A 19033-nucleotide genomic window follows, 5' to 3' on the forward strand; every position below is an offset into this window, starting at 1 on the left:
AGCCGGCCAGCGCCGCCCCGGCGCGGCGGGCCTCGGCGGCCAGCACGGGCCAGTCGGGAATGTCGGCGTCCCACTCGATCAGCACCGGGCGCGGGCCGGAACGGGCCAGCGTGTAATCCAGCAACGCCCAGACCGGATCTGCCACCTGGGCATCGTGGCTGTCGATCAGCAGCGGCGCGCCGTGATCGTCTGCGTCGTGGTCATGCCCGCCCAGATGGATCTCGCCCACCCTTTGAAGCGGAAAGGCGTCGACGTAGGCGCGGGCGTCCATGTCGAGATTGGTGGCCGAGACGAACACGTTGTTGACATCGAGCAGCAGCCCGCACCCCGTGCGGCGGGCGACCTCTTCGAGGAATTCGGTCTCGGACCAGGTGCTTTCGGCAAAGGCGAGGTAGCTGGAGGGGTTCTCCAGCAGTATCTGCCGGCCAAGGACCTGCTGCACCTCGTCGATGTGGTCGGCCACGCGCGCCAGCGTGGCGGCGGTATAGGGCAGGGGCAGCAGGTCGTTGAGGAAGTGGCTGTCATGGGTCGACCATGCAAGGTGCTCGGAGAAGCTGGCCGGTTGCAGCCAGCCACAGAGATGTTTCAGCCGGCCGAGATGATCCGGGTCGAGCCGGCCCTCGCCGCCGATCGACAGGCCGACGCCGTGGACGGAGACGGGGAACTGGGCGGCCAGGTGCCGCAGTTGCGCCAGCGGGCGGCCGCCGCCCCCCATGTAGTTCTCGGCATGGATTTCCAGCCATTCAACGGGGCGGGCATCCGCGGTGATGTCGCGGAAATGTTGCGGCTTGTAGCCGACGCCGGGCGCGGCGGGCAGGGCGGTCGCGGAACTGTCGAACATGGGGCACCTTTTGGGTCGGATAATCCGGCAGGGCAGGGGCATGCGCGGGCCTCGGGCCCGCACACGCCATGTGGCCCTCAAGACTGCGGCAAGTCGCGGTCGAGCGGTTCGAGGCTGCCCGTGCGGTCACCGGGCAGTTCGATGTCCTCGCAGGTGCCCTTGTCGACCAGCGTCCAGGCGTTGCCCTGGTAGTCGACGGTCGAGGTGCCGGCGCAGGTGGTGCCGGCGCCTGCCTTGCAGTCGTTCTCGCCGGCCAGCGAAACGCCATAACACTTCTCCTGCTCGGCCGCGACGGCGGTGGAGCTGTGGGCGGCCAGCGCCGCGGTCACGGCGCCGGCGATGGCGACGGATTTCATTGCTGTGGACATGGGGGTCTCCCTTGAAAGATGATCAGTTTGCGCCATTTCCATGCGCTGGGCCGGGAACCGCGCCCTCCGGGCGACAGGTCCCGGTCGTGCAACCGGATGGCGCATTCAAGGTAGACGCCCTAGCGGCTCACCGCCCATTCACGAGGTGGTGACGCACGCGCCTGTCAGAACGCGTTAGCGGGCTGTCGCGGGCAAGCCCATGAAATTTCTGAACATTCGCCTGGGCCTTGGTCGCGGCCGCGCAGATTGTTGCAGGGCGCGGCCGCGAAATTGCCCGGATGTTACAGCAGGTCGGGCGGCGTGGCCTCGGTCAGCAGCGTTCGCGTGAGCGCGTCGAGAGGCTCCACGCTGGTCTGCTTTTTGCCGAGCCGGCGGACGGTCACGGTGCCGTCCTCGACCTCCTTCATGCCGCAGGCGAGGATCACCGGCACCTTGCCCACGGAATGCTCGCGGACCTTGTAGTTGATCTTCTCGTTGCGGGTGTCGGCCTCGGCCCGGATACCGGCGTCTGCCAGCTGCGCGGCCACCCGCTCCACGTAGTCGTTGGCCTCGGACACGATCGAGGCGACGACAACCTGCCGCGGGGCCAGCCAGAACGGCATCTTGCCGCCGTAGTTCTCGATCAGGATACCGATGAAACGCTCGAAGCTCCCGAGGATCGCGCGGTGCAGCATGACGGGGCGATGCTTTTCGCCGTCAGCGCCGATATAGGTGGCGTCAAGCCGCTCGGGCAGGTTGAAATCGGCCTGGAAGGTGCCGCATTGCCATTCCCGCCCGATCGCGTCGGTCAGCTTGAAGTCGAGCTTGGGGCCGTAGAAGGCGCCTTCGCCCGGGTCTAGCTCGTAATCGTTGCGCACGGCGAGGATCGCCTTTTCAAGCGCCGCCTCGGCCTTGTCCCACACCTCGTCGGAGCCCACGCGCACGTCCGGGCGGGTCGAGAACTTGATGTCGAATTCGGGAAAACCGGCATCGCGGTAGACCTCGCTCAGAAGCGAGATGAAGCGGCTGCATTCGTCCTCTATCTGGTCCTCGGTGCAGAAGATGTGCGCGTCGTCTTGGGTGAAGCCGCGCACCCGCATCAGCCCGTGCAGTGCGCCGTGCGCCTCGTAGCGGTGGCAGGAGCCGAATTCCGACAGCCGCAGCGGCAGGTCGCGGTAGCTTTTGATGCCCTGGTTGAAGATCTGGACGTGGCAGGGGCAGTTCATCGGCTTGAGCGCGTTGACGCGCTTTTCGTTGGCGTGCTCCTCGTCGATCTCGGTGATGTACATGTTCTCGCGGTACTTGTCCCAGTGGCCGCTGGCCTCCCACAGCTTGCGGTCGACCACCTGCGGCGTGCGGATCTCGCGATAACCCGCGCGGTCGAGCTTGCGGCGCATGTAGTCTTCCATCTCGCGGTAGATGGTCCAGCCATTGGGGTGCCAGAACACCATTCCCGGCGCTTCCTCCTGGAAATGGTATAGTTCCATCTCGCGGCCCAGACGGCGGTGGTCGCGTTTCTCGGCCTCCTCGAGAAAGTTGAGATACGCCTTGAGCTTGTCGCGGCTCGTGAAGCCCACGCCGTAAATGCGCTGCAGCATCGGGCGGTCGCTGTCGCCGCGCCAGTAGGCCCCGGCGATAGACATCAGCTTGAACGCGTCGGCCGGCACCTGCCCGGTATGCTGCAGGTGGGGGCCGCGGCACAGGTCCTGCCACGGACCATGCCAGTACATGCGCACCGGCTCGCCCTCGGGGATCGCCTCTACCAGCTCGATCTTGTAGTTCTCGCCGGTCTGCCGGTAATGCTCGATCGCGCGCTGGCGATCCCAGACCTCGGTCGTGACCGGGTCACGCAGGTTGATGATTTCCTTCATCTTCTGCTCGATCCGGCCCAGGTCCTCCGGCGTGAAATGTTCCGCCCGGTCGAAGTCGTAGTACCACCCGTTGTCGATGACCGGGCCGATTGTGACCTTGGTCTCGGGCCAGATCTCCTGCACGGCACGGGCCATGATGTGTGCAAGGTCGTGGCGCACCAGCTCGTTCGCGGGGGCCTCGTCCTTCATCGTGTTGATGGTGATGCTGGCGTCGTCCTCGATCGGCCACTGCAGGTCCCAGTGCTGGCCGTCGACATGGGCCGAGATCGCTTTCTTGGCCAGCGAGCCGGAGATCGAGGCGGCGACCTCGGCCGGGGTCACGCCCTTTTCGTAAGAACGGGAATTGCCATCGGGAAGGGTCAGGGAAATCTGGGCCATCGGCCTCAAGCTCCTCGTCGGTTTGGCGCCCACGGAACGCCCGGTTGCGGGTCTGGTCTGATCGCGCGCGTTGTCGCGCGCCGTCCCGGGCAAGTCAAGAGGGGGCCAGACGGTGGCGGCCGCGGAGAGCGAGGCCGGAAAACGGCGGAATGTGGACGGAATGCGACGGCGACCGCATGGGCGGCTAACCCCTTGACCGGCCACGAAGTGTGCAAAGGCATGCCGGCCATTGTATCCCGGCGCATGCCGAGATTGCCGTAACATATTGACGCATAATAAAAAATTGTCTTTACGTCGTGCTGTAAGCCCCTATGTTGCAGCTGGACGGCGCATCGCCGCGCGGAAATTGGGAGGTTGAGACATGGCCGGATACAACACGCAGTTCGAACTGTCGGTCGAGGACATGGAGCTGATCGAGGACGCGCTGCGCCGCACCAAGCGCGAGCTGTCCGACAAGATCGTCGAGACGGTCGAGGAGGGGCGCAATTTCAACGAGGTCCCCCGCGAGGTCGACACGACGGTGCGCGACATCCACGATCTGCTGGGCCGCATTCACAACCAGAAGGTTTTCTACCGCCCGCGGAACCGGACTTACATCAGCGGCTGACGGGACGCGGCGAAATCGGTTTGAACGTCGGGGCCGGTCGCGGCAGGATGCGTATCCGAAAGGATGATCCATGACCCGACCCGAGTTCCTGACCACAGATACCGGCCGCCGCATCGCCCATCACCGCACCGACGGGCGCAGGCCGGGGGTGGTTTTCCTCGGCGGCTTCAAGTCCGACATGGAGGGTACCAAGGCGATACATCTCGAGAACTGGGCCCGTCGGGCTGGGCGGGCGTTCCTGCGGTTCGACTATTCCGGGCACGGCCAGTCCTCGGGCGCGTTCGCGGACGGAACCATCGGCGCATGGGCATCTGATGCCATGGCCGTGATCCGCGAGCTGACGCAGGGGCCGCAGATCCTCGTCGGCTCTTCCATGGGGGGATGGATTGCCCTCTTGGCCGCCCGCGCGATGCCGGAGAAGGTCGCGGGTCTTGTCACCGTCGCCGCCGCACCCGATTTCACCGAGGACGCGATGTGGGCCGGGTTCGACGCGGCGCAGCGCGACAGGCTGATGACGCAAGGGCAGATCGCCCTGCCGAGCGAGTACGGCGAGCCGCTCGTGATAACCCGGCGGCTGATCGAGGAGGGGCGCGACAACCTCGTGCTGCGCGCGCCGCTGCACCTGCCGTTCCCGGTGCGGTTCCTGCAAGGAACCGCCGATGAGGATGTCGCCCGGTCGGTCGCGCTGAACCTGCTCGACCATGCCGAGGGGGCCGACATGCGCCTCACGCTTGTCGAGGGGGCCGATCACCGGTTTTCCGATCCCGATTGCCTGTCCCTGATCGAGTCCTCCGTCGAAGAGGTCAGCGCGCGCATCGCCGGGTGACGCGACGCCCCCGCGCGGCACGGAAAAGCGGAACGCGCGGTTGATTCCCCGCGGGGTAGCGGCCAAGCTGGTGTCGCGCCCGGCCCGTGCCGGATGCGGGTACCAAGGACAGGATCGATGCAGGACCCTCTGGTTTTCTTGCCGGGAATGATGTGCGATGCGCGCGTTTTCGCGGCGCAGGTGATGGCGTTCAGCCCGCGCCTTGCCGTGACGGTCGCGCCGGTCACCGGCGGCGACAGGGTGGAGGAGATCGCCTCGCGCCTGCTTGATGTCCTGCCGCGCCGTTTCTCGCTGGTGGGGCTGTCGATGGGGGGCATCGTGGCGATGGAACTGTTGCGGCGGGCGCCGGACCGGATCACCCGGCTGGCGCTGATGGACACCAACGCGCTGGCCGAGACGCCGCAAAGCGCCGCGGATTACGAGCCGGTGATCATAAAGCTGCGCGCTGGCCGTATCGACGAGGCAGCGCAGGCGCTGGTGCCGACATCAACGCTCGCGCCGGGGCCGGGCCGGATGGCGGTGATGGCCGATATCGCGGCGATGGCCCGGGCCATCGGGGCCGAGGCGATCATCCGCCAGGTGCGCGCGGTGCAGCGGCGCCGTGACTACCAGGCGGTGCTCAGGCGCTGCAGGTTGCCGGCGCTGGTCCTTTGCGGGACGCATGACAGCCTGACCCCGCCCAAGCGGCACGAGCTGATGGCCGGGTTGCTGCCCAACTCGACGCTGCATGTGGTGGACGGGGCGGGACATCTGCCGGTGATGGAACAGCCCGAGGCGGTGAATGCCGCGCTGGCCGCGTGGCTGCAAGAACCGGCCCCCGAACATGCCTGAACGGGATACCGGGCAGAGCGTACGTGGGCGGGCGCGGCGCCTGCGGCGGCGCACGCAGGTATGGGCCAAGCGCCATCTGCCGCCCGGTGCGCGGCTTCTGATCGGCCTTGCCCTGATGGTTGGCGGCGTGCTGGGTTTCCTGCCTGTGGTGGGGTTCTGGATGCTGCCGCTCGGCGTTGCGGTCGCGGCGCTCGACGTGGTGCCGATCTATCGCTGGGTGACCGGCCAGAGGACGTGGCGCGGGCGGGACAAGTAGGCGCCCCGACCCGCGCCCGGTCAGACCGCGGAGAGGCGCGTCACGCTCTTGGTCTTTTCCTTGCGGGGGCGCGTGCGGTTGCGCGCTGCCGGGTCCTCGGAATTGGCGTCGATGAAATCGAGCACGAGCGGGCGGATGTTGTTGCGCCAGGAACGCCCGGCGAAGATGCCGTAATGCCCGGCGTCGGGCTCGACGTAGCTGGCCTTTTTCTCGTCGGGCAGGCCGGTGAGCAGGTCGAGCGCTGCAACACACTGTCCCGGGGCCGAGATATCGTCCTTGCCGCCCTCCACGGTCTTGACCGCCACGCGGGTGATCGCACCGACATCCACGTTGTGCCCGTCGACGACGAAGGCGTTCCGCGCGATTTCACGCCCTTTGAAAACGCGCTCGACGGTGGAGAGGTAGAACTCCGCCGGCATGTCCATGACGGCGAGGTATTCGTCGTAGAACTTGTTGTGCGGGTCGTGATCGCTGGCCTCTCCGCGGGCCACGCGGCTGATCTGGTCGGCAAAGGCGCGGCCGTGACGCTCGCCGTTCATCGAGATGAACGACGCCAGCTGCAGCAATCCGGGATAGACCATGCGCCCGACGCCCTTGTACTTGAAGCCCACGCGCTGGATCATCGTCTGTTCAAGCTGTCCCATCGTCACGCGGCGGCCGAAATCGGTCACCTCTGTCGGGGTCGCGTCGGGATCGACCGGTCCGCCGATCAGCGTGAGCGATCGCGGCTGCGCGTCGGGGTCGAGTTCGGCCAGGTAGGCGGTCGCGGCCAGTGTCAGGGGCGCGGGCTGGCACACGGCGATCACGTGCAGGTCCGCGCCGAGCTCGCGCATGAATTCCGTCAGGTAGAGCGTGTAGTCCTCGACATCGAACTTGCCGGCGGAAACGGGGATGTCGCGGGCGTTGTGCCAGTCGGTGACGTAGACCTCGCAGTCAGGCAGCAAGGAGCGGACCGTCGAGCGCAGCAGCGTGGCGTAGTGACCCGACATCGGCGCCACCAGCAGCACGCGGCGGTCCATCTCGGCCCGGCCCTGAACGTCGAAATGGATGAGGTCGCCGAAAGGACGTTCGAGCACGGTCTCGACGTTGATCAGGTGGTCGCGCCCGTCCTCGCCGGTGATCGAGCCGATGCCCCAATCCGGCTTGCATACCATGCGCTGGAAGGTACGCTCGGTAACTTCGCCCCACGCGGCCATCCACTGGAAGGCCGGGTTTGGCAGCATGCTGAAAACCGGATAGGATGCCATCGACAGCGCGGTTGCGCCGAGCCACTGGTTGGTGTTGCGGAGGGTTTCCATCAGGTCATAGGTCATCATGTAGCGCATCGTCGTCTCCTTGCCCCGGGTGGCCCGGTTACCTTGCCGCTCTGGCCCCTCCGCCCAGGCGACGTTATGCTGCACGGCAGAAACTTACGAGGGATTCGTCAAAATGGCAACGCACGAGGATGATCCCGGTCAGAATCTGGAGCGGCTCAACAAGAACCTCGAACGGGTCGAGGAGCTTTCGCAACGGCTCGTCCAGGCGCTGTCCTCGCGCAAACCGGCCAATCCCGCGCTCAACGGCCCCTCTCACGACCTTTTCGCCAAGGCGGCGGCGTCCTACTGGCAGGAGGTGTTCGAAAACCCCGGCAAGATCTACGAACAGCAACTGGAGTACTGGGGCAAGTCCGTGCGCCATTTCCTGGAGGCGCAGCAGGCGCTTGCGCAGGGCCGCGTGGATGGAGAGGACGACGAGCCCGAGGATCCGCTCAGGCACGACAAGCGGTTTTCCAACCCGCTTTGGGAAACCCATCCCTATTTCCGCTACATCAAGCAGCAATACGCGCTGAACAAGCAGGCGATCGAACAGGCGGTAGCCGAACTCGACGATATCGACGAGACCGAGAAACGGCGGCTGGAATACTTCTCGCGCCAGATCATCGACATGATGAGCCCGACCAATTTCCTCGGCACGAACCCCGACGCGCTGGAAAAGGCGGTGGAAACGGAGGGCGAAAGCCTCGTGCGGGGGCTGGAGAACCTGGTTGCCGACCTCGAGGCCAACCAGGGCGAGATGGTGGTCCGGCTGGCCGACGAGAGCGCGTTCGAGCTGGGAGAGAACATCGCCACCACGCCGGGCGAGGTGGTGTACCGGAACCACATGATGGAGTTGATCCAGTACGCGCCGGCGACCGAGGAGGTCTACGCCACCCCGCTGATCATCTTTCCGCCGTGGATCAACAAGTTCTACATTCTCGATCTCAAGGAACAGAACAGCCTTGTCAAGTGGATCACCGAGCAGGGCTACACGCTCTTCGTGGTGTCTTGGGTCAACCCGGATGCCTCCTATGCGGATATCGGCATGGAGGACTACATCGAGGACGGTTTCCTGACCGCGATCCGCGAGGTCAAGGCGATCACAGGGCAGCGGCAGGTGAACACGGTGGGCTATTGCATCGCTGGCACCACGCTGCACCTCGTGCTGGCGCTGATGGCCAAGCGCGGCGATACCTCGGTGAAATCCGCCACGTTCTTCACGGCGCTCACGGATTTTTCCGAACAGGGAGAGTTCACGCCGTTCCTGCAGGACGATTTCATTGACGCCATCGAGCGCGAGGTCGAGCAGCAGGGGCTGATGCGGTCCTTCATCATGTCGCGCACCATGTCGTTCCTGCGGTCCACGGACCTTGTCTATACACCGGCCGTGCGCAGCTACATGATGGGCGAGACACCTCCCGCCTTCGACCTGCTCTACTGGAACGGCGACGGGTCGAACCTGCCGGGCAAGATGGCGATGGAGTACCTGCGCGCCCTGTGCCAGCGCAACGAGTTCGTCGGGGACGGTTATGAACTCTTCGACGAGACCGTGCACATCAGTGACATCACGGTGCCCGTCATGGCTGTCACCTGCCAGTCGGACCACATCGCGGCGTGGAAGGATTGCTATCGCGGTTTCAAGCAGACGGCGTCGAAGGATCGGACGTTCATCGTCTCCGAAAGCGGGCACATCGCCGGTATCGTCAACCCGCCGTCCAAGAAGAAGTACGGCCATTACACCAACGCCGACCTCAGCCTTTCGGCCGAGGAGTGGCTGGCGGGCGCCACCCATCACGAGGGGTCTTGGTGGCCGCGGTGGGAGCGGTGGCTGCGCAAGCGGTCGGGCAAGAAGGTGCCGGCGCGCGCGCCGGGCGATGCCGAGCACCCGCCCCTCGCCCCGGCGCCGGGAACCTATGTTCGCAAGAAGGCGACGGGCTGAGACCGGCCAGACCGCGCGATTGCTGCGGTGCAGAAAAAATCCTTGAAATGCTGCGATGCAGCATGTATATGGAATGCAGACGCAGAAAATTCCTAACCGCGAGGATACAGAAATGGCCAAAGCACAAGACTTCAATACCGTCATGAAAGACTTCATGGGCGCGTTCCCGGTTGACACCAAGGCGATGGAAGATGCCTTCAAGAACCAGGCGGCCCTGAACGAGAAACTGTCGGGCGTGGCACTGGAAGCCGCCGAGAAGTCGGCGGAGATCTCGGGCAAGTGGACCAAGGAAACCCTTGCCAAGATGACCGAGATGACCAAGGCCAAGACCGAGCCGGCCGACTATGCCAAGGCAATGACCGAGTTCGCCTCGGCCAACGCCGAAGTGGCCGCCGAGAACATGGCAGCCTTTGCCGAGGTGGCCAAGAAGGTTCAGATGGACACCGTCGAACTGCTGATGGCTGCCGGCAAGGACATGCAGGAAGACGCCACGAACGTCGTCAAGAAGGCCACTGACGACATGACCGCCGCCACCAAGAAGGCGTCGGCGTCCAAGTAAGCACGGGAATACGGGGCCGGACCTCCCTCCCAGCCGGACCCGATCCAAGAGGGCGAGCCATCGGCTCGCCCTTTCTTTTTTCCGTGCAGACGGTTAAGCTTTGCTGCAGCGCTGCATCATGGGAGACTTAGCCGTGGCCGAATCCGAGAAACCGCTGCTGATCAAACGGTACGCGAGCCGGCGGCTCTACAATACCGAGACATCCGATTACGTGACACTGGACGATATCGCGGAATTCATCCGGGATGGGCGTGACGTGCAGATCATCGACCTCAAGTCCGGCGACGACCTGACGCGGCAGTATCTGCTGCAGATCATCGCCGAGCATGAAAGCCGCGGCGAGAACGTGCTGCCGGTCAACGTGCTCAACGACCTTGTGCGCAGCTACACCAGCCAGGCCACGAGCATGGTGCCGGATTTCCTCGCCGCCAGCTTCGAGATGCTGCGCGAGAGCCAGAGCCAGATGATGGAGAACATGGCCAAGGCAAATCCTCTGACGGCGATGCCGGGCATGGACGCGATGCGCGCGCAGCAGGCGGCCTTCCTCAAGGCGATGACCGGCCAGATGCCGGGGATGCCCTCCGCACCGGGCGCCAAGGGCGAGGAGGCGGGCGGCAGCGCCGAGGGCGAGGAGCTCGACGCGATCCGCAAGGAACTGGCGGAGTTGCAGAAAAAACTGTCCAAGATGGACAAGTAGGATCCCCCGGAGGCCATGGTGGACAGCCCCGGCCGCATCACCTTGTGGGGGATCGAGGTGTTCATGGCCGCCGCGGACGAGCGATCGATCTCGGCCGCGGCCAAGCGGTTGGGGGCCAGCCCCTCGGCCGTGAGCCAGCAGCTCACAAATCTTGAAACCGCGCTCGGCACCACGCTGTTGCAACGCAACGCCCGGCCCGTGCGGCTGACGCCGGCGGGCGAGATTCTAAAGCGGCGCGCGCAGGTCATCCTCAACGAGGCGGCGCAGGCACGGGCAGAGCTGGCGATGTCTGACCTGTCCTCGCTCACCCGGTTCAGGCTGGGGATGATCGAGGATTTCGAGGCCGACGTGACCCCGCAGCTGCTGGCCCACATGGCCGGCGAGCTCAAGGGGTGCCAGTTCCTGCTGGAGACCGGGGCGAGCCATTATCTCTACGATCTTCTGGATTCGCGCGCGCTGGACGTGATCGTGGCGGCCGAGTTGGGGGGCGAGGATGACTGGGCCGAGGTGCACCCGCTCCTGCGCGAGGGGTTCGTGGCCGCCGCGCCGCGCGGCGTGATCGACACCGAGGGCGACGTGTCCGCGCAACTGCGGCGCCTGCCGCTGGTGCAGTACACGCAGCGCCACTACATGGGTCGGCTGCTGACGGCGCATCTGGCGCGCCAGAACATAAGCCTGCCGCACCGCTTCGAGTTGGACAGTTACCACGCCATCCTCGCGCTGGTGGGGCAGGGGGCCGGCTGGACCATTCTGACGCCGCTGGCGCTCATGCGTGCACGACGTTTCGCCGATCAGATCGACGTGATGGAGCTGCCCTTCGAGCCGCTGTCGCGCACGATCAGCCTGACGGCGCGCAAGGACATCCTGCAGGACATGCCGCGTCGCGTGGCCGATACCCTGCGGCCGATCCTGCGCCGCACGGTCGTGGAGCCGGCCATCGCCGAATACCCTTTCCTGCGGGGCGCGTTGAGCCTGCTCTGACGGGGCAGGGGCCGTCAGCTCTCCAGCGTGCGGGCCAGCGCACAGAACTGTTCGAGCGTCACCGCTTCGGCCCGGTCGGTGGGGGCGATCCCGGCCGCGGCGAGGCGGTCCTCGATATCCGGGCGCAGCCCCTTGAGCGCCGCGCGCAGCATCTTGCGCCGCTGGTTGAAGGCGCGGGCGACGACGGCCTGCAGCGTGCCGGCATCCGCGGGGAAACGCGGCGCGGGTAGCGCGGTGAGCTGGACGACGCTGCTGGCAACCTTGGGCGGCGGGGTAAAGGCGCCGGGCGGCAGCTGCATGACGATCCGCGCGTCGCACCGCCACTGCGTCAGCACCGCGAGACGGCCATATGCCTTGCTGCCGGGTTGCGCCACGATCCGCTCTGCCACCTCGCGCTGGAACATGAGCGTCAGGCTTTCCCAGAAGGGCGGCCAGCTTTGCGGCGTGAGCCAGCGCACCAGAAGCTCTGTACCGATATTGTAGGGCAGGTTGGCCACGATCCTGATCGGCGGGTCGAGGTGCTCGCGCGGGTCCATGTCCAGCGCGTCGCCCTCGATGACCTGCAGCCGCCCGGGATAGGCGGCGGCGATCTCTTCCAGCACGGGGATGCAACGGCTGTCCTTTTCCACCGCGAGGACGCGGCGCGCGCCCTCGGCCAACAATCCGCGCGTCAGGCCGCCGGGGCCCGGCCCGACCTCCAGCACGTCCGCGTGGGCAAGGTCACCGGCGCTGCGGGCGATCTTGGCCGTCAGGTTGAGGTCCAGCAGGAAGTTCTGCCCAAGCGACTTGCGCGCCGAAAGCCCGTGCGCGGCAATCACCTCGCGCAGGGGGGGCAGGGCGTCTATCCCGCTCATGCCCCCCGCGCCGCCGCCATGCGCCCGGCCATCCGCAGGGCTTCGATCAGCGAGGAGGGGTTCGCCGCATTGGTGCCCGCGATGTCCAGCGCCGTGCCGTGATCGGGCGATGTGCGGATGAACGGCAGGCCGAGCGTGACGTTCACGCCGCGGTCGAAATCGAGCGTCTTGATGGGGATGAGCGCCTGATCGTGGTACATGGCGATCGCGGCATCATAGCCCATGCGCGCGGCATCGTGGAACATCGTGTCCGCCGACAGCGGACCGGCCAGCGTCATCCCCTCGGCGCGCAGCGTGTTCAGCACGGGGGCGATCACCTCTATCTCCTCGCGCCCGATGCGCCCGCCCTCCCCGGCATGGGGGTTGAGCCCGGCCACGGCAAGGCGCGGCGCGGCCAGAGCGAAATCGCGGATGAGCGCGTCATGCGTGATGCGAATGGTCTGCTCGAGGCGCTGCGCGGTGAGCGCCGCGGGCACCTCGTGCAGCGGGATGTGGATGGTGGCGGGCACGACGCGGAGCCGGTCGCTGGCCAGCATCATCACCACCCGGTCCACCCCCGCCAGCGCCGCGAGATACTCGGTATGCCCCGGATAGGCGAACCCTGCGCCGTCCTGAAGCGCCTGCTTGTGGATGGGTCCGGTGCAAAGGGCCGCTGCGTGGCCATCCTGCACCAGCTTCACCCCGTGCGCGATAACGTCGATCACGCCCTGCGCGTGGGCGGGGCTGGGCCGTCCGGGTGTCAGCGGGCCGTCGAAGTCGTGCCGCAGGACGGGCAGCCCCCGCGCCAGGGCGTCCGCCGTCTCGGACGGGTGGGTGATCTCTTCCACCGGCGTGCCCACGGGCAGGTGCCGCGGATCGCCTATGAGGAAGAAAGGCAGGGCGCCGTCGAGCTCCGCCCATGCCCGCGCGGCAAGCTCGGGGCCAATGCCGGCCGGCTCGCCGCAGGTAAGCGCGACGGGCGCGGTCACTGCTCGACGATCCGCGCCTCGGCGCGCAGCTGGGCCAGATACCCCTCGGCATACGACTCCAGCCGCTTGTTGCGGATGAAGCTGGTCAACTCGTCCGCCGAGGGGCCGTCGCCGTCGATCACGGGGGTTCGCCCGCACAGCATGAGAAACACGAGAACCTGCCCGTCCGAGCGTGTCAGCGCGGTCGACACCTCGCCGGGGTCGAGGCGTTCCAGTTCGCGGGATATGTCCTGCGGGATCTCGGCGGGTGCCTTGCTCTCGCGCTGCAGGCGGTCGGGGCTCTGGCCCCGCGCCACGCCATAGAGGTCGTCACAGGTATCGACCTGCGCGGCGACCTGTGCCGCCCGCTGCAGGGCCGCCTCGCTGCGGCCGCCGTCGATGAAGTACTGCGCGTACTCGATCGCGGAATAACTGGGTTCGGGCACCGCGGTTTCGGCGATGTCGCGCATCTGCAGCAGCACGATTGCCTGTTCCGTTGTCAGCGGATCGGACACCTCGCCGGGGGAAAGACCCAGCACCACCGACCGCAGGGCTTCGGGCAGCTCGGTGATCGGGGTCCAGTCCATGCGCCCGCCCCGCTCGGCCGAGGGGGCGGCGGAGTAGCGCCGGGCGGCATCCGCGAACTCGGTGACGGACTCGATCGCGGACAGCTCTTCGGCGCGCTGCTGGACCTGGTCGCGCTGGCCGCGGGGCACGGGCAGCACGATTTCCGACAGCAGCACCCGCACGCCGGAGGTGCCGCTGAGAGCCAGCTTGGCGCGCTCGATGTCTTCCTCGTCGACAGAGACCTGCCCTGCGAACTTGGCGCGCACCAGTTCGCGCCAGGTGACGCCCGAACGCACGAAGGCCCGGAAGGTGCTTTCCTCGACGCCCGCATCGGCCAACGCATCGACCATCTCGTCGGCGGACATGTCCCCGCGATTGGCGAATTCCTCCATCGCGACGTCGAGTGCGCCCTCGTCGATCCGAAGCCCGTTCGCCTCTGCGGCGTCGAGCTTGAGCCGGTCCTCGATGAGTTGTTCGCGGGCAAGCTCGACCGGGTTGCCGGGCGCGCGAAACAGCGTCAGCATCCGCGCCCGCTGCTCGACCTCGAAACGGGTGATCGCCTGGTCGTTGACCTTGATCACCGGCTCGAAGAGGTTCTGGGCGGCCGCGGGCGGAAGCTGGGCGAGAACCGCCGCACCGGCCAGCGAGAAGAGCGCCGCCTTGAGGAAAGCGATAGGCATGAGTGACGTCCATTCAGGTTAGTTGTTGCAAGATCTCACGTAGCTCTTGCCGTCGGCCTTGGCGGTGAATCCGCGCAGCGCGACGGTCAGGCTGATATCGGTCGACGGGTCCAGAACGTTCGACGAGGTGAAACGGCGGGAGGCGGACAGGCTGACTTCGACGCATTCGTTCGTGTAGGTCAGGCCCAACCCCGCGCGGACGTTCTGGTCCGATGCCACGTCGTAACGCCAGTCGGCACTGCCCGTCCAGTGCCTCGACAGGCGGTAAGAGGCATCGAACGCCCATTCCGAGATGGTGGTCGGCCGATTCTCGCCGGCATCCCGCCCCAGCCAGATATAGGTCGCGCCGAGATCGGTGCGTTCGTTCTTCCAACTGGCCCGTGCCTCGGCCTTTGTGGTGTCCAGCGCGTCGTCGAAGAGGCTGCGGGCGGTCAGGGTGAAGCCGTCATCGGTCTTGAGCTGGCCGGCGATCAGCAGGTCCGACACGTCGCCGTCGAGACCGGAGCTGTCGGTGAAGCTGTCCGCGCCCGACCTTTCCAGTTGCGCATCCTCCCGCACGAGCTGGCCAAGGGCGAGCGCGGTTTCCGAGCCCGTGACGCCGTAGCGCGTCCAGCTGACCCCGTAGGCCCCGATCAGGCCCCTCTCGCGTCGCCCCGGCGCTGCAAACCGGGAGGTCGAGAACAGGTTGCCCTCGTCGAACTCGATCCGGGTGTTCTCGTCATTGGGAATGAAGGGGTTCTCGCCCCCGGTCCACGCCATCTGCACAACCGGCTCGACCACGTGGCTTGCGCCGTTCGCCGCGGTCTTGAGCAACGGCCAGCGCAACCGGATCCCGGCAGAGGGCGTGACCTCGTTGGCGGAGCCAACGCTGGTCAGTCCCGCCTGGTGAATCTCGAAATGGTCAATGTCCACGCCTGTGCTGAACGCGGCCAGAACCCCGCCGGGCAGGGTCCAGTTGCGGTGCCATTCCGCGCCGGCGGTGAAACGCTGCACGTCGCGGCCATCCGCCCAGCCATCGCCGTCCAGGTCGACGATCAGCCCCGAGGAGCGGGCGTGGCTGTGGGTCTCGACGTTCAGACGCAGTTCGCCGCCAAGATGCTCGGGGTGCAGGCGATGCTGATACTCGGCATTGCCCACGAGTGTGGGCAGCGTGTCGTTCGATTCGCCGGGGCGCAGGCTGTGGAAGTAGGTGAACGCCCCGCGCAGGTAGCTGTCCCGCTTGACCTGTTCCAGCTCTATCTCGCTGTCCAGCCTGTCCTTTTCGCGATAGGAATAGTCGAGCAGATAGGTGTCGTCGGTCACCGCCTCGACGTCGAACCGCAGCTTGAAGTCGGCCGGCAGGTCGAACTGCCCACTGCCGAAGACATAGCCGCGCCGGTCGCGCGGGTTGATGTCGTCGTCTGAGATGGCGCCCTCGAATTCTATGCGCCCGTTGCGGAACGCCTGCCGGTACCGCAGTTCCAGCGTGCGCGTCTCGTTGGTCAGAAACGGCGTGACCGTGAGATCCTTGTGATCGCCGATCCGGATGAAATACGGCACGCGCGCCCCGAAACCCAGAAGCGAGGAATTGTAAAGCGATGGCACGAGAAACCCCGTCGCCCGCTCCAGCGAGGGGTCGGGCAGGCGCAGTCGCGGCAGATAGAATATCGGCGTGTCCAGCACGCGCAGTTGCGCATCCTCGAAATAGAGCTGCATGCGTTCCTGATCCTGCACCACGCGACGCGCACGGATCTGCCACAGTGGCGGACGCCCCGTCTCGCAGACCCGGCAGGATGTCACGCTGACATTCGACAGGCGGTTGAAACGCCCCTCGCTGCGCTCGAACTGTTGCGCGGCCATTTGCACATGCGTGCCCATGACGATCCGCGCGCCCCGCAGGATTCCGTTGCGCAGGTCCTGGTCGATTTCGCCGGATTCGGCCAGAACGAGGCGCTGGCCCTCTTCCTCGATGACGATCGGACCTGTCAGGATCAGCCGGTCGCGCGTGCGGTCATAGACGATTTCCCCGGCGCGCAGCCGTCGGCCATCATAGATCGCCTCGACATTGCCGCGTGCCACAAGCCGCTCGTTGCCCTCCATGTAGACGTCGTCTGCCACGAGCACGGCCGGCTGCGGCGGTGCCGTCTGCTGGGCGGTGGCGGGTGCCGCGCCCGCGCAGGCCAGACAGAGCGCCATGGCCAGTATGGCGATGATCCCCCTCATCCGTCCTCCATATGAAGAAGGATGCCGATTGCCAACATCGAAGATGCCACCGGCGGCGCCCACGCGGCAAGAAGAAGGGGAATTTCACCGTTTTCCCCGAGAATCTGGGCGAAATTGCGGATGTAGTGCAGGCCGAACCCCAGCATCACCGCGGTCAGCACGGACAGGCCCGTGTTCGCAAGCCGGGCGTGGCGCATCGTGAAGGCCGCCGAGATCATCACCAACGCCACCAGGAAAAGCGGCCGGGCGAGCTCCATCTGGAACCACATCATGTAGCGGTTGGCCGAGAAACCGGCCCGTTCGAGTTGCGCGATGAAGGCGGGCAGATCCCATAGCGGGATGTATTCCGGTTTGCCGAAGCTGTCGATGATCCGGTCCCGGGTGAGCGTGGAGGCGATGCGACGGGTGTCGCTCTGCCGGGCGCCGGCCTCGGGGTTGCTGTCGGTGCCCAGCGACCATGTCTTGGTCTCGTGGAGCACCCATGCCCCCTGTGACAGTCGGGCCGCCGTGGCATAGATCCGCTCCACCGGCTGGCCAGAGGCATCGAATTTCAGAAAGGTGGTGTCGAACAGCACGGTCAGGTCGGAGCTGGCGCGCTCGGCGTGAATGACGGTCTGCCCGCCGGCATCGCCCTGCCTGAACCACAGCCCCTCGGCCGCGATGGCCATCACCGAGGTGCCGCTGCCGGCATGGATGTTGCGCAGATCGTTGTAGCGCTTGGATGTTGCCGCGACGACGGGGTTGAGCATGGTGATCGAGATGACGCCGATCAGCAGCGCCACGATCAGCGGCGCGGCAAGCGCATAGAGCGCCGAGCGGCCCGCCGCCCGCACGACCACCAGTTCCGACGAGCGCGCCAGCCGGACGTAAAGCGCGACGGTCGCCAGCACGATCACCAGCGGGATGATCTCGTAGTATTCCGAAGGCGCGTTGAGCATGACGAGGGTGACCACCTCCCGCAGCGGCAGCGTGGGAAAGTCCTGCATCTTGTCGACGAGATCGAGCAGGAAAAGAAGCACCGCGAAAACCGCCATCACCAGCGCGAAGGACCAGAAGAAGCGGCGGGCGAAATACCTGTGCAGGATCATGACGCCCCCCTTGCGGCCCGCCGGCGCGGCACAAACCGGTGGACCAGCCACGGCCGTGCCGAGATGTAGAGCAGCAGCAGCGTGATGGCGAAACCCATCCCCGCCGGCGCGTAGATCAGCGGCCATGCCGCGGCGTTGGACAGCACGATGCCGGTGACGCTGCTTTCGGCCATTTTCACCGCGACCAGCAGCACGAAGGCGGTCACGATCTGCCACCATATCCCGAAACGGCTGTAGCTGCCCAGCAACAAGGTGCCAAAGCCGATGAGCGCGACCACAACGCACATCAGCGCCTGCGCGAAGCGGTTGTGCAGGCGATAGCGCAACTCCGCCAGCGTCGCCCCCGTTCGCTCCATGACGGCATCGGGGTTGCGGATCAGGTCGGCGGTATGGGCAAATTCCACGCGGTTCAGGCGACCGGGGCTCTGCGTGATGAGGTTGCTGATATTGTACGAAAAATCATCGAAATGCGTCGTGAACAGCCGCTTGTCGTCGGTGCGCAGGTTCTGGGCCAGCCCCTTGACCATGACCAGCTTGGTGCCCCCCTCGTCCTGCACCAGATAGGCGCGGGTGGAGGTGTAGATCACCGGCCTTTGCGGGTTGCGCCGGTCGGAAAGAAAAACCTCGCGCAGCTCACCCTCGGGGGTGATGTCGCGGATGTAGAAGGTGATACCCGGTGCGGGGTGCAGGAACTTGCCCTCTTCCAGGAACCGGGCCGTCACGTTCTGGCGCACCTCGGCCTCGCGCTGGCGCAGCTCGCCCAGGCTGGTGGGAATGAGGAAATGGCTGAGCAGCGACATGATGAGCGCGATGATTATCCCGAAGACAAGGGCGGGCCGGATCAGGCGCGCGGGCGAGTAACCGGTCGCCTGCACGACGGTCAGCTCGCGCTCGTTGCTCAGGCGGTTGGTGACCTGCACGGCCGCCGCGAAGGTGGCCAACGGCAGAACCATCCCGATCACCCCCGGCAGCGTCAGCGCCGTGAATTCAAGGAAAACCCATCCGGGCTGTCCGTCGCCCACCAGCCGGTCGAACATGCGCACCGCCTTGTTGATCCAGAAGATCGAGACGAGGACGAGCGCGAAGAATCCGAACATGACCATGAACTGCGACAGCACGTATCTGTCGAATCTGGCCAAGCCTGTATCCCCCGGTCTTTCTTGGTGGCGATAAACTAGCCGAATTGACGGCGTGGGAAAACTGCTAACTGGTCAAGCGATACTGCCCGCGTTACGACTGGGCCCAGCATACACACACGAGGAGACGC

General features: G+C 66.1%; 18 protein-coding genes. 8 read left to right on the plus strand and 10 right to left on the minus strand.

Annotated features, from left to right (window positions below):
- From bufB to thrS, 3 genes are all read right to left on the minus strand, one after another.
- Positions 1–841 (minus strand): MNIO family bufferin maturase (gene bufB / locus ACH13J_RS00770; RefSeq protein WP_397541396.1); only part of this gene is annotated, 841 nt, incomplete at its 3' end.
- A 77-nt stretch (positions 842–918) separates the two neighbouring features.
- On the minus strand, positions 919–1209 hold the full coding sequence (locus ACH13J_RS00775; RefSeq protein ID WP_397541397.1) for a BufA1 family periplasmic bufferin-type metallophore: 291 nt from the start codon (positions 1207–1209) through the stop codon (positions 919–921).
- A gap of 281 nt (positions 1210–1490) precedes the next feature.
- Positions 1491–3437 (minus strand): threonine--tRNA ligase, encoded by a 1947-nt coding sequence (gene thrS, locus ACH13J_RS00780; RefSeq protein WP_397541398.1) that lies wholly within the window; start codon positions 3435–3437, stop codon positions 1491–1493.
- 361 nt (positions 3438–3798) lie between these two features.
- Here thrS and ACH13J_RS00785 point away from each other — a divergent pair, with 361 nt between their 5' ends.
- From ACH13J_RS00785 to ACH13J_RS00800, 4 genes are all read left to right on the plus strand, one after another.
- Entirely contained in the window at positions 3799–4044 is a 246-nt protein-coding gene (locus tag ACH13J_RS00785; RefSeq protein ID WP_397541399.1) for a hypothetical protein, read from the plus strand.
- 70 nt (positions 4045–4114) lie between these two features.
- On the plus strand, positions 4115–4870 hold the full coding sequence (locus tag ACH13J_RS00790; RefSeq protein ID WP_397541400.1) for an alpha/beta fold hydrolase: 756 nt from the start codon (positions 4115–4117) through the stop codon (positions 4868–4870).
- Positions 4871–4987: 117 nt separating this feature from the next.
- Complete coding sequence (locus ACH13J_RS00795) at positions 4988–5701, plus strand: alpha/beta fold hydrolase (protein WP_397541401.1); 714 nt, start codon at positions 4988–4990, stop codon at positions 5699–5701.
- Positions 5694–5957, plus strand: a complete 264-nt coding sequence (locus tag ACH13J_RS00800) for a hypothetical protein (RefSeq protein WP_397541402.1) — start codon at positions 5694–5696, stop codon at positions 5955–5957. The genes ACH13J_RS00795 and ACH13J_RS00800 overlap by 8 nt, the downstream gene beginning before the upstream one ends.
- Before the next feature lie 20 nt (positions 5958–5977).
- Here the strand turns inward: ACH13J_RS00800 and phaZ are convergent, their stop codons facing one another.
- Entirely contained in the window at positions 5978–7282 is a 1305-nt protein-coding gene (phaZ, locus tag ACH13J_RS00805) for a polyhydroxyalkanoate depolymerase (protein ID WP_397541403.1), read from the minus strand.
- 103 nt (positions 7283–7385) lie between these two features.
- Between phaZ and phaC the strand changes: the two genes are divergently transcribed.
- From phaC to ACH13J_RS00825, 4 genes are all read left to right on the plus strand, one after another.
- Entirely contained in the window at positions 7386–9191 is a 1806-nt protein-coding gene (gene phaC, locus ACH13J_RS00810; RefSeq protein ID WP_397541404.1) for a class I poly(R)-hydroxyalkanoic acid synthase, read from the plus strand.
- A 112-nt stretch (positions 9192–9303) separates the two neighbouring features.
- Positions 9304–9750 (plus strand): phasin family protein, encoded by a 447-nt coding sequence (locus ACH13J_RS00815; RefSeq protein WP_397541405.1) that lies wholly within the window; start codon positions 9304–9306, stop codon positions 9748–9750.
- Between the two features lie 133 nt (positions 9751–9883).
- Positions 9884–10447: a polyhydroxyalkanoate synthesis repressor PhaR gene (gene phaR, locus ACH13J_RS00820; RefSeq protein WP_397541523.1), complete on the plus strand. Its 564-nt coding sequence runs from the start codon at positions 9884–9886 to the stop codon at positions 10445–10447.
- 15 nt (positions 10448–10462) lie between these two features.
- Positions 10463–11428, plus strand: coding sequence for a LysR substrate-binding domain-containing protein (locus ACH13J_RS00825; protein ID WP_397541406.1), 966 nt, complete (start codon positions 10463–10465; stop codon positions 11426–11428).
- A gap of 14 nt (positions 11429–11442) precedes the next feature.
- On the opposite strand, the gene rsmA is transcribed toward ACH13J_RS00825, so the two are convergent.
- Genes rsmA through lptF form a run of 6 tightly spaced genes read right to left on the minus strand, consistent with a single transcriptional unit; the run spans position 11443 to position 18884 of the window.
- Entirely contained in the window at positions 11443–12282 is an 840-nt protein-coding gene (rsmA, locus tag ACH13J_RS00830) for a 16S rRNA (adenine(1518)-N(6)/adenine(1519)-N(6))-dimethyltransferase RsmA (RefSeq protein WP_397541407.1), read from the minus strand.
- A complete protein-coding gene (pdxA, locus tag ACH13J_RS00835) occupies positions 12279–13250 on the minus strand; it encodes a 4-hydroxythreonine-4-phosphate dehydrogenase PdxA (protein WP_397541408.1) in 972 nt (323 codons plus the stop codon). The genes rsmA and pdxA overlap by 4 nt, the downstream gene beginning before the upstream one ends.
- Positions 13247–14476: a peptidylprolyl isomerase gene (locus tag ACH13J_RS00840; protein WP_397541409.1), complete on the minus strand. Its 1230-nt coding sequence runs from the start codon at positions 14474–14476 to the stop codon at positions 13247–13249. The genes pdxA and ACH13J_RS00840 overlap by 4 nt, the downstream gene beginning before the upstream one ends.
- Positions 14477–14494: 18 nt before the next feature.
- On the minus strand, positions 14495–16678 hold the full coding sequence (locus ACH13J_RS00845; protein WP_397541410.1) for an LPS assembly protein LptD: 2184 nt from the start codon (positions 16676–16678) through the stop codon (positions 14495–14497).
- Positions 16675–17766 (minus strand): LPS export ABC transporter permease LptG, encoded by a 1092-nt coding sequence (lptG, locus tag ACH13J_RS00850; protein ID WP_397541411.1) that lies wholly within the window; start codon positions 17764–17766, stop codon positions 16675–16677. Before lptG ends, ACH13J_RS00845 begins: the two co-directional genes overlap by 4 nt.
- Positions 17763–18884 (minus strand): LPS export ABC transporter permease LptF, encoded by a 1122-nt coding sequence (gene lptF / locus ACH13J_RS00855; protein ID WP_397541524.1) that lies wholly within the window; start codon positions 18882–18884, stop codon positions 17763–17765. Before lptF ends, lptG begins: the two co-directional genes overlap by 4 nt.
- Positions 18885–19033 lie beyond the last annotated feature (149 nt).

The organism is Roseovarius salis (genome assembly GCF_044472985.1).
GTDB classification, from domain to species: domain Bacteria; phylum Pseudomonadota; class Alphaproteobacteria; order Rhodobacterales; family Rhodobacteraceae; genus Roseovarius; species Roseovarius salis.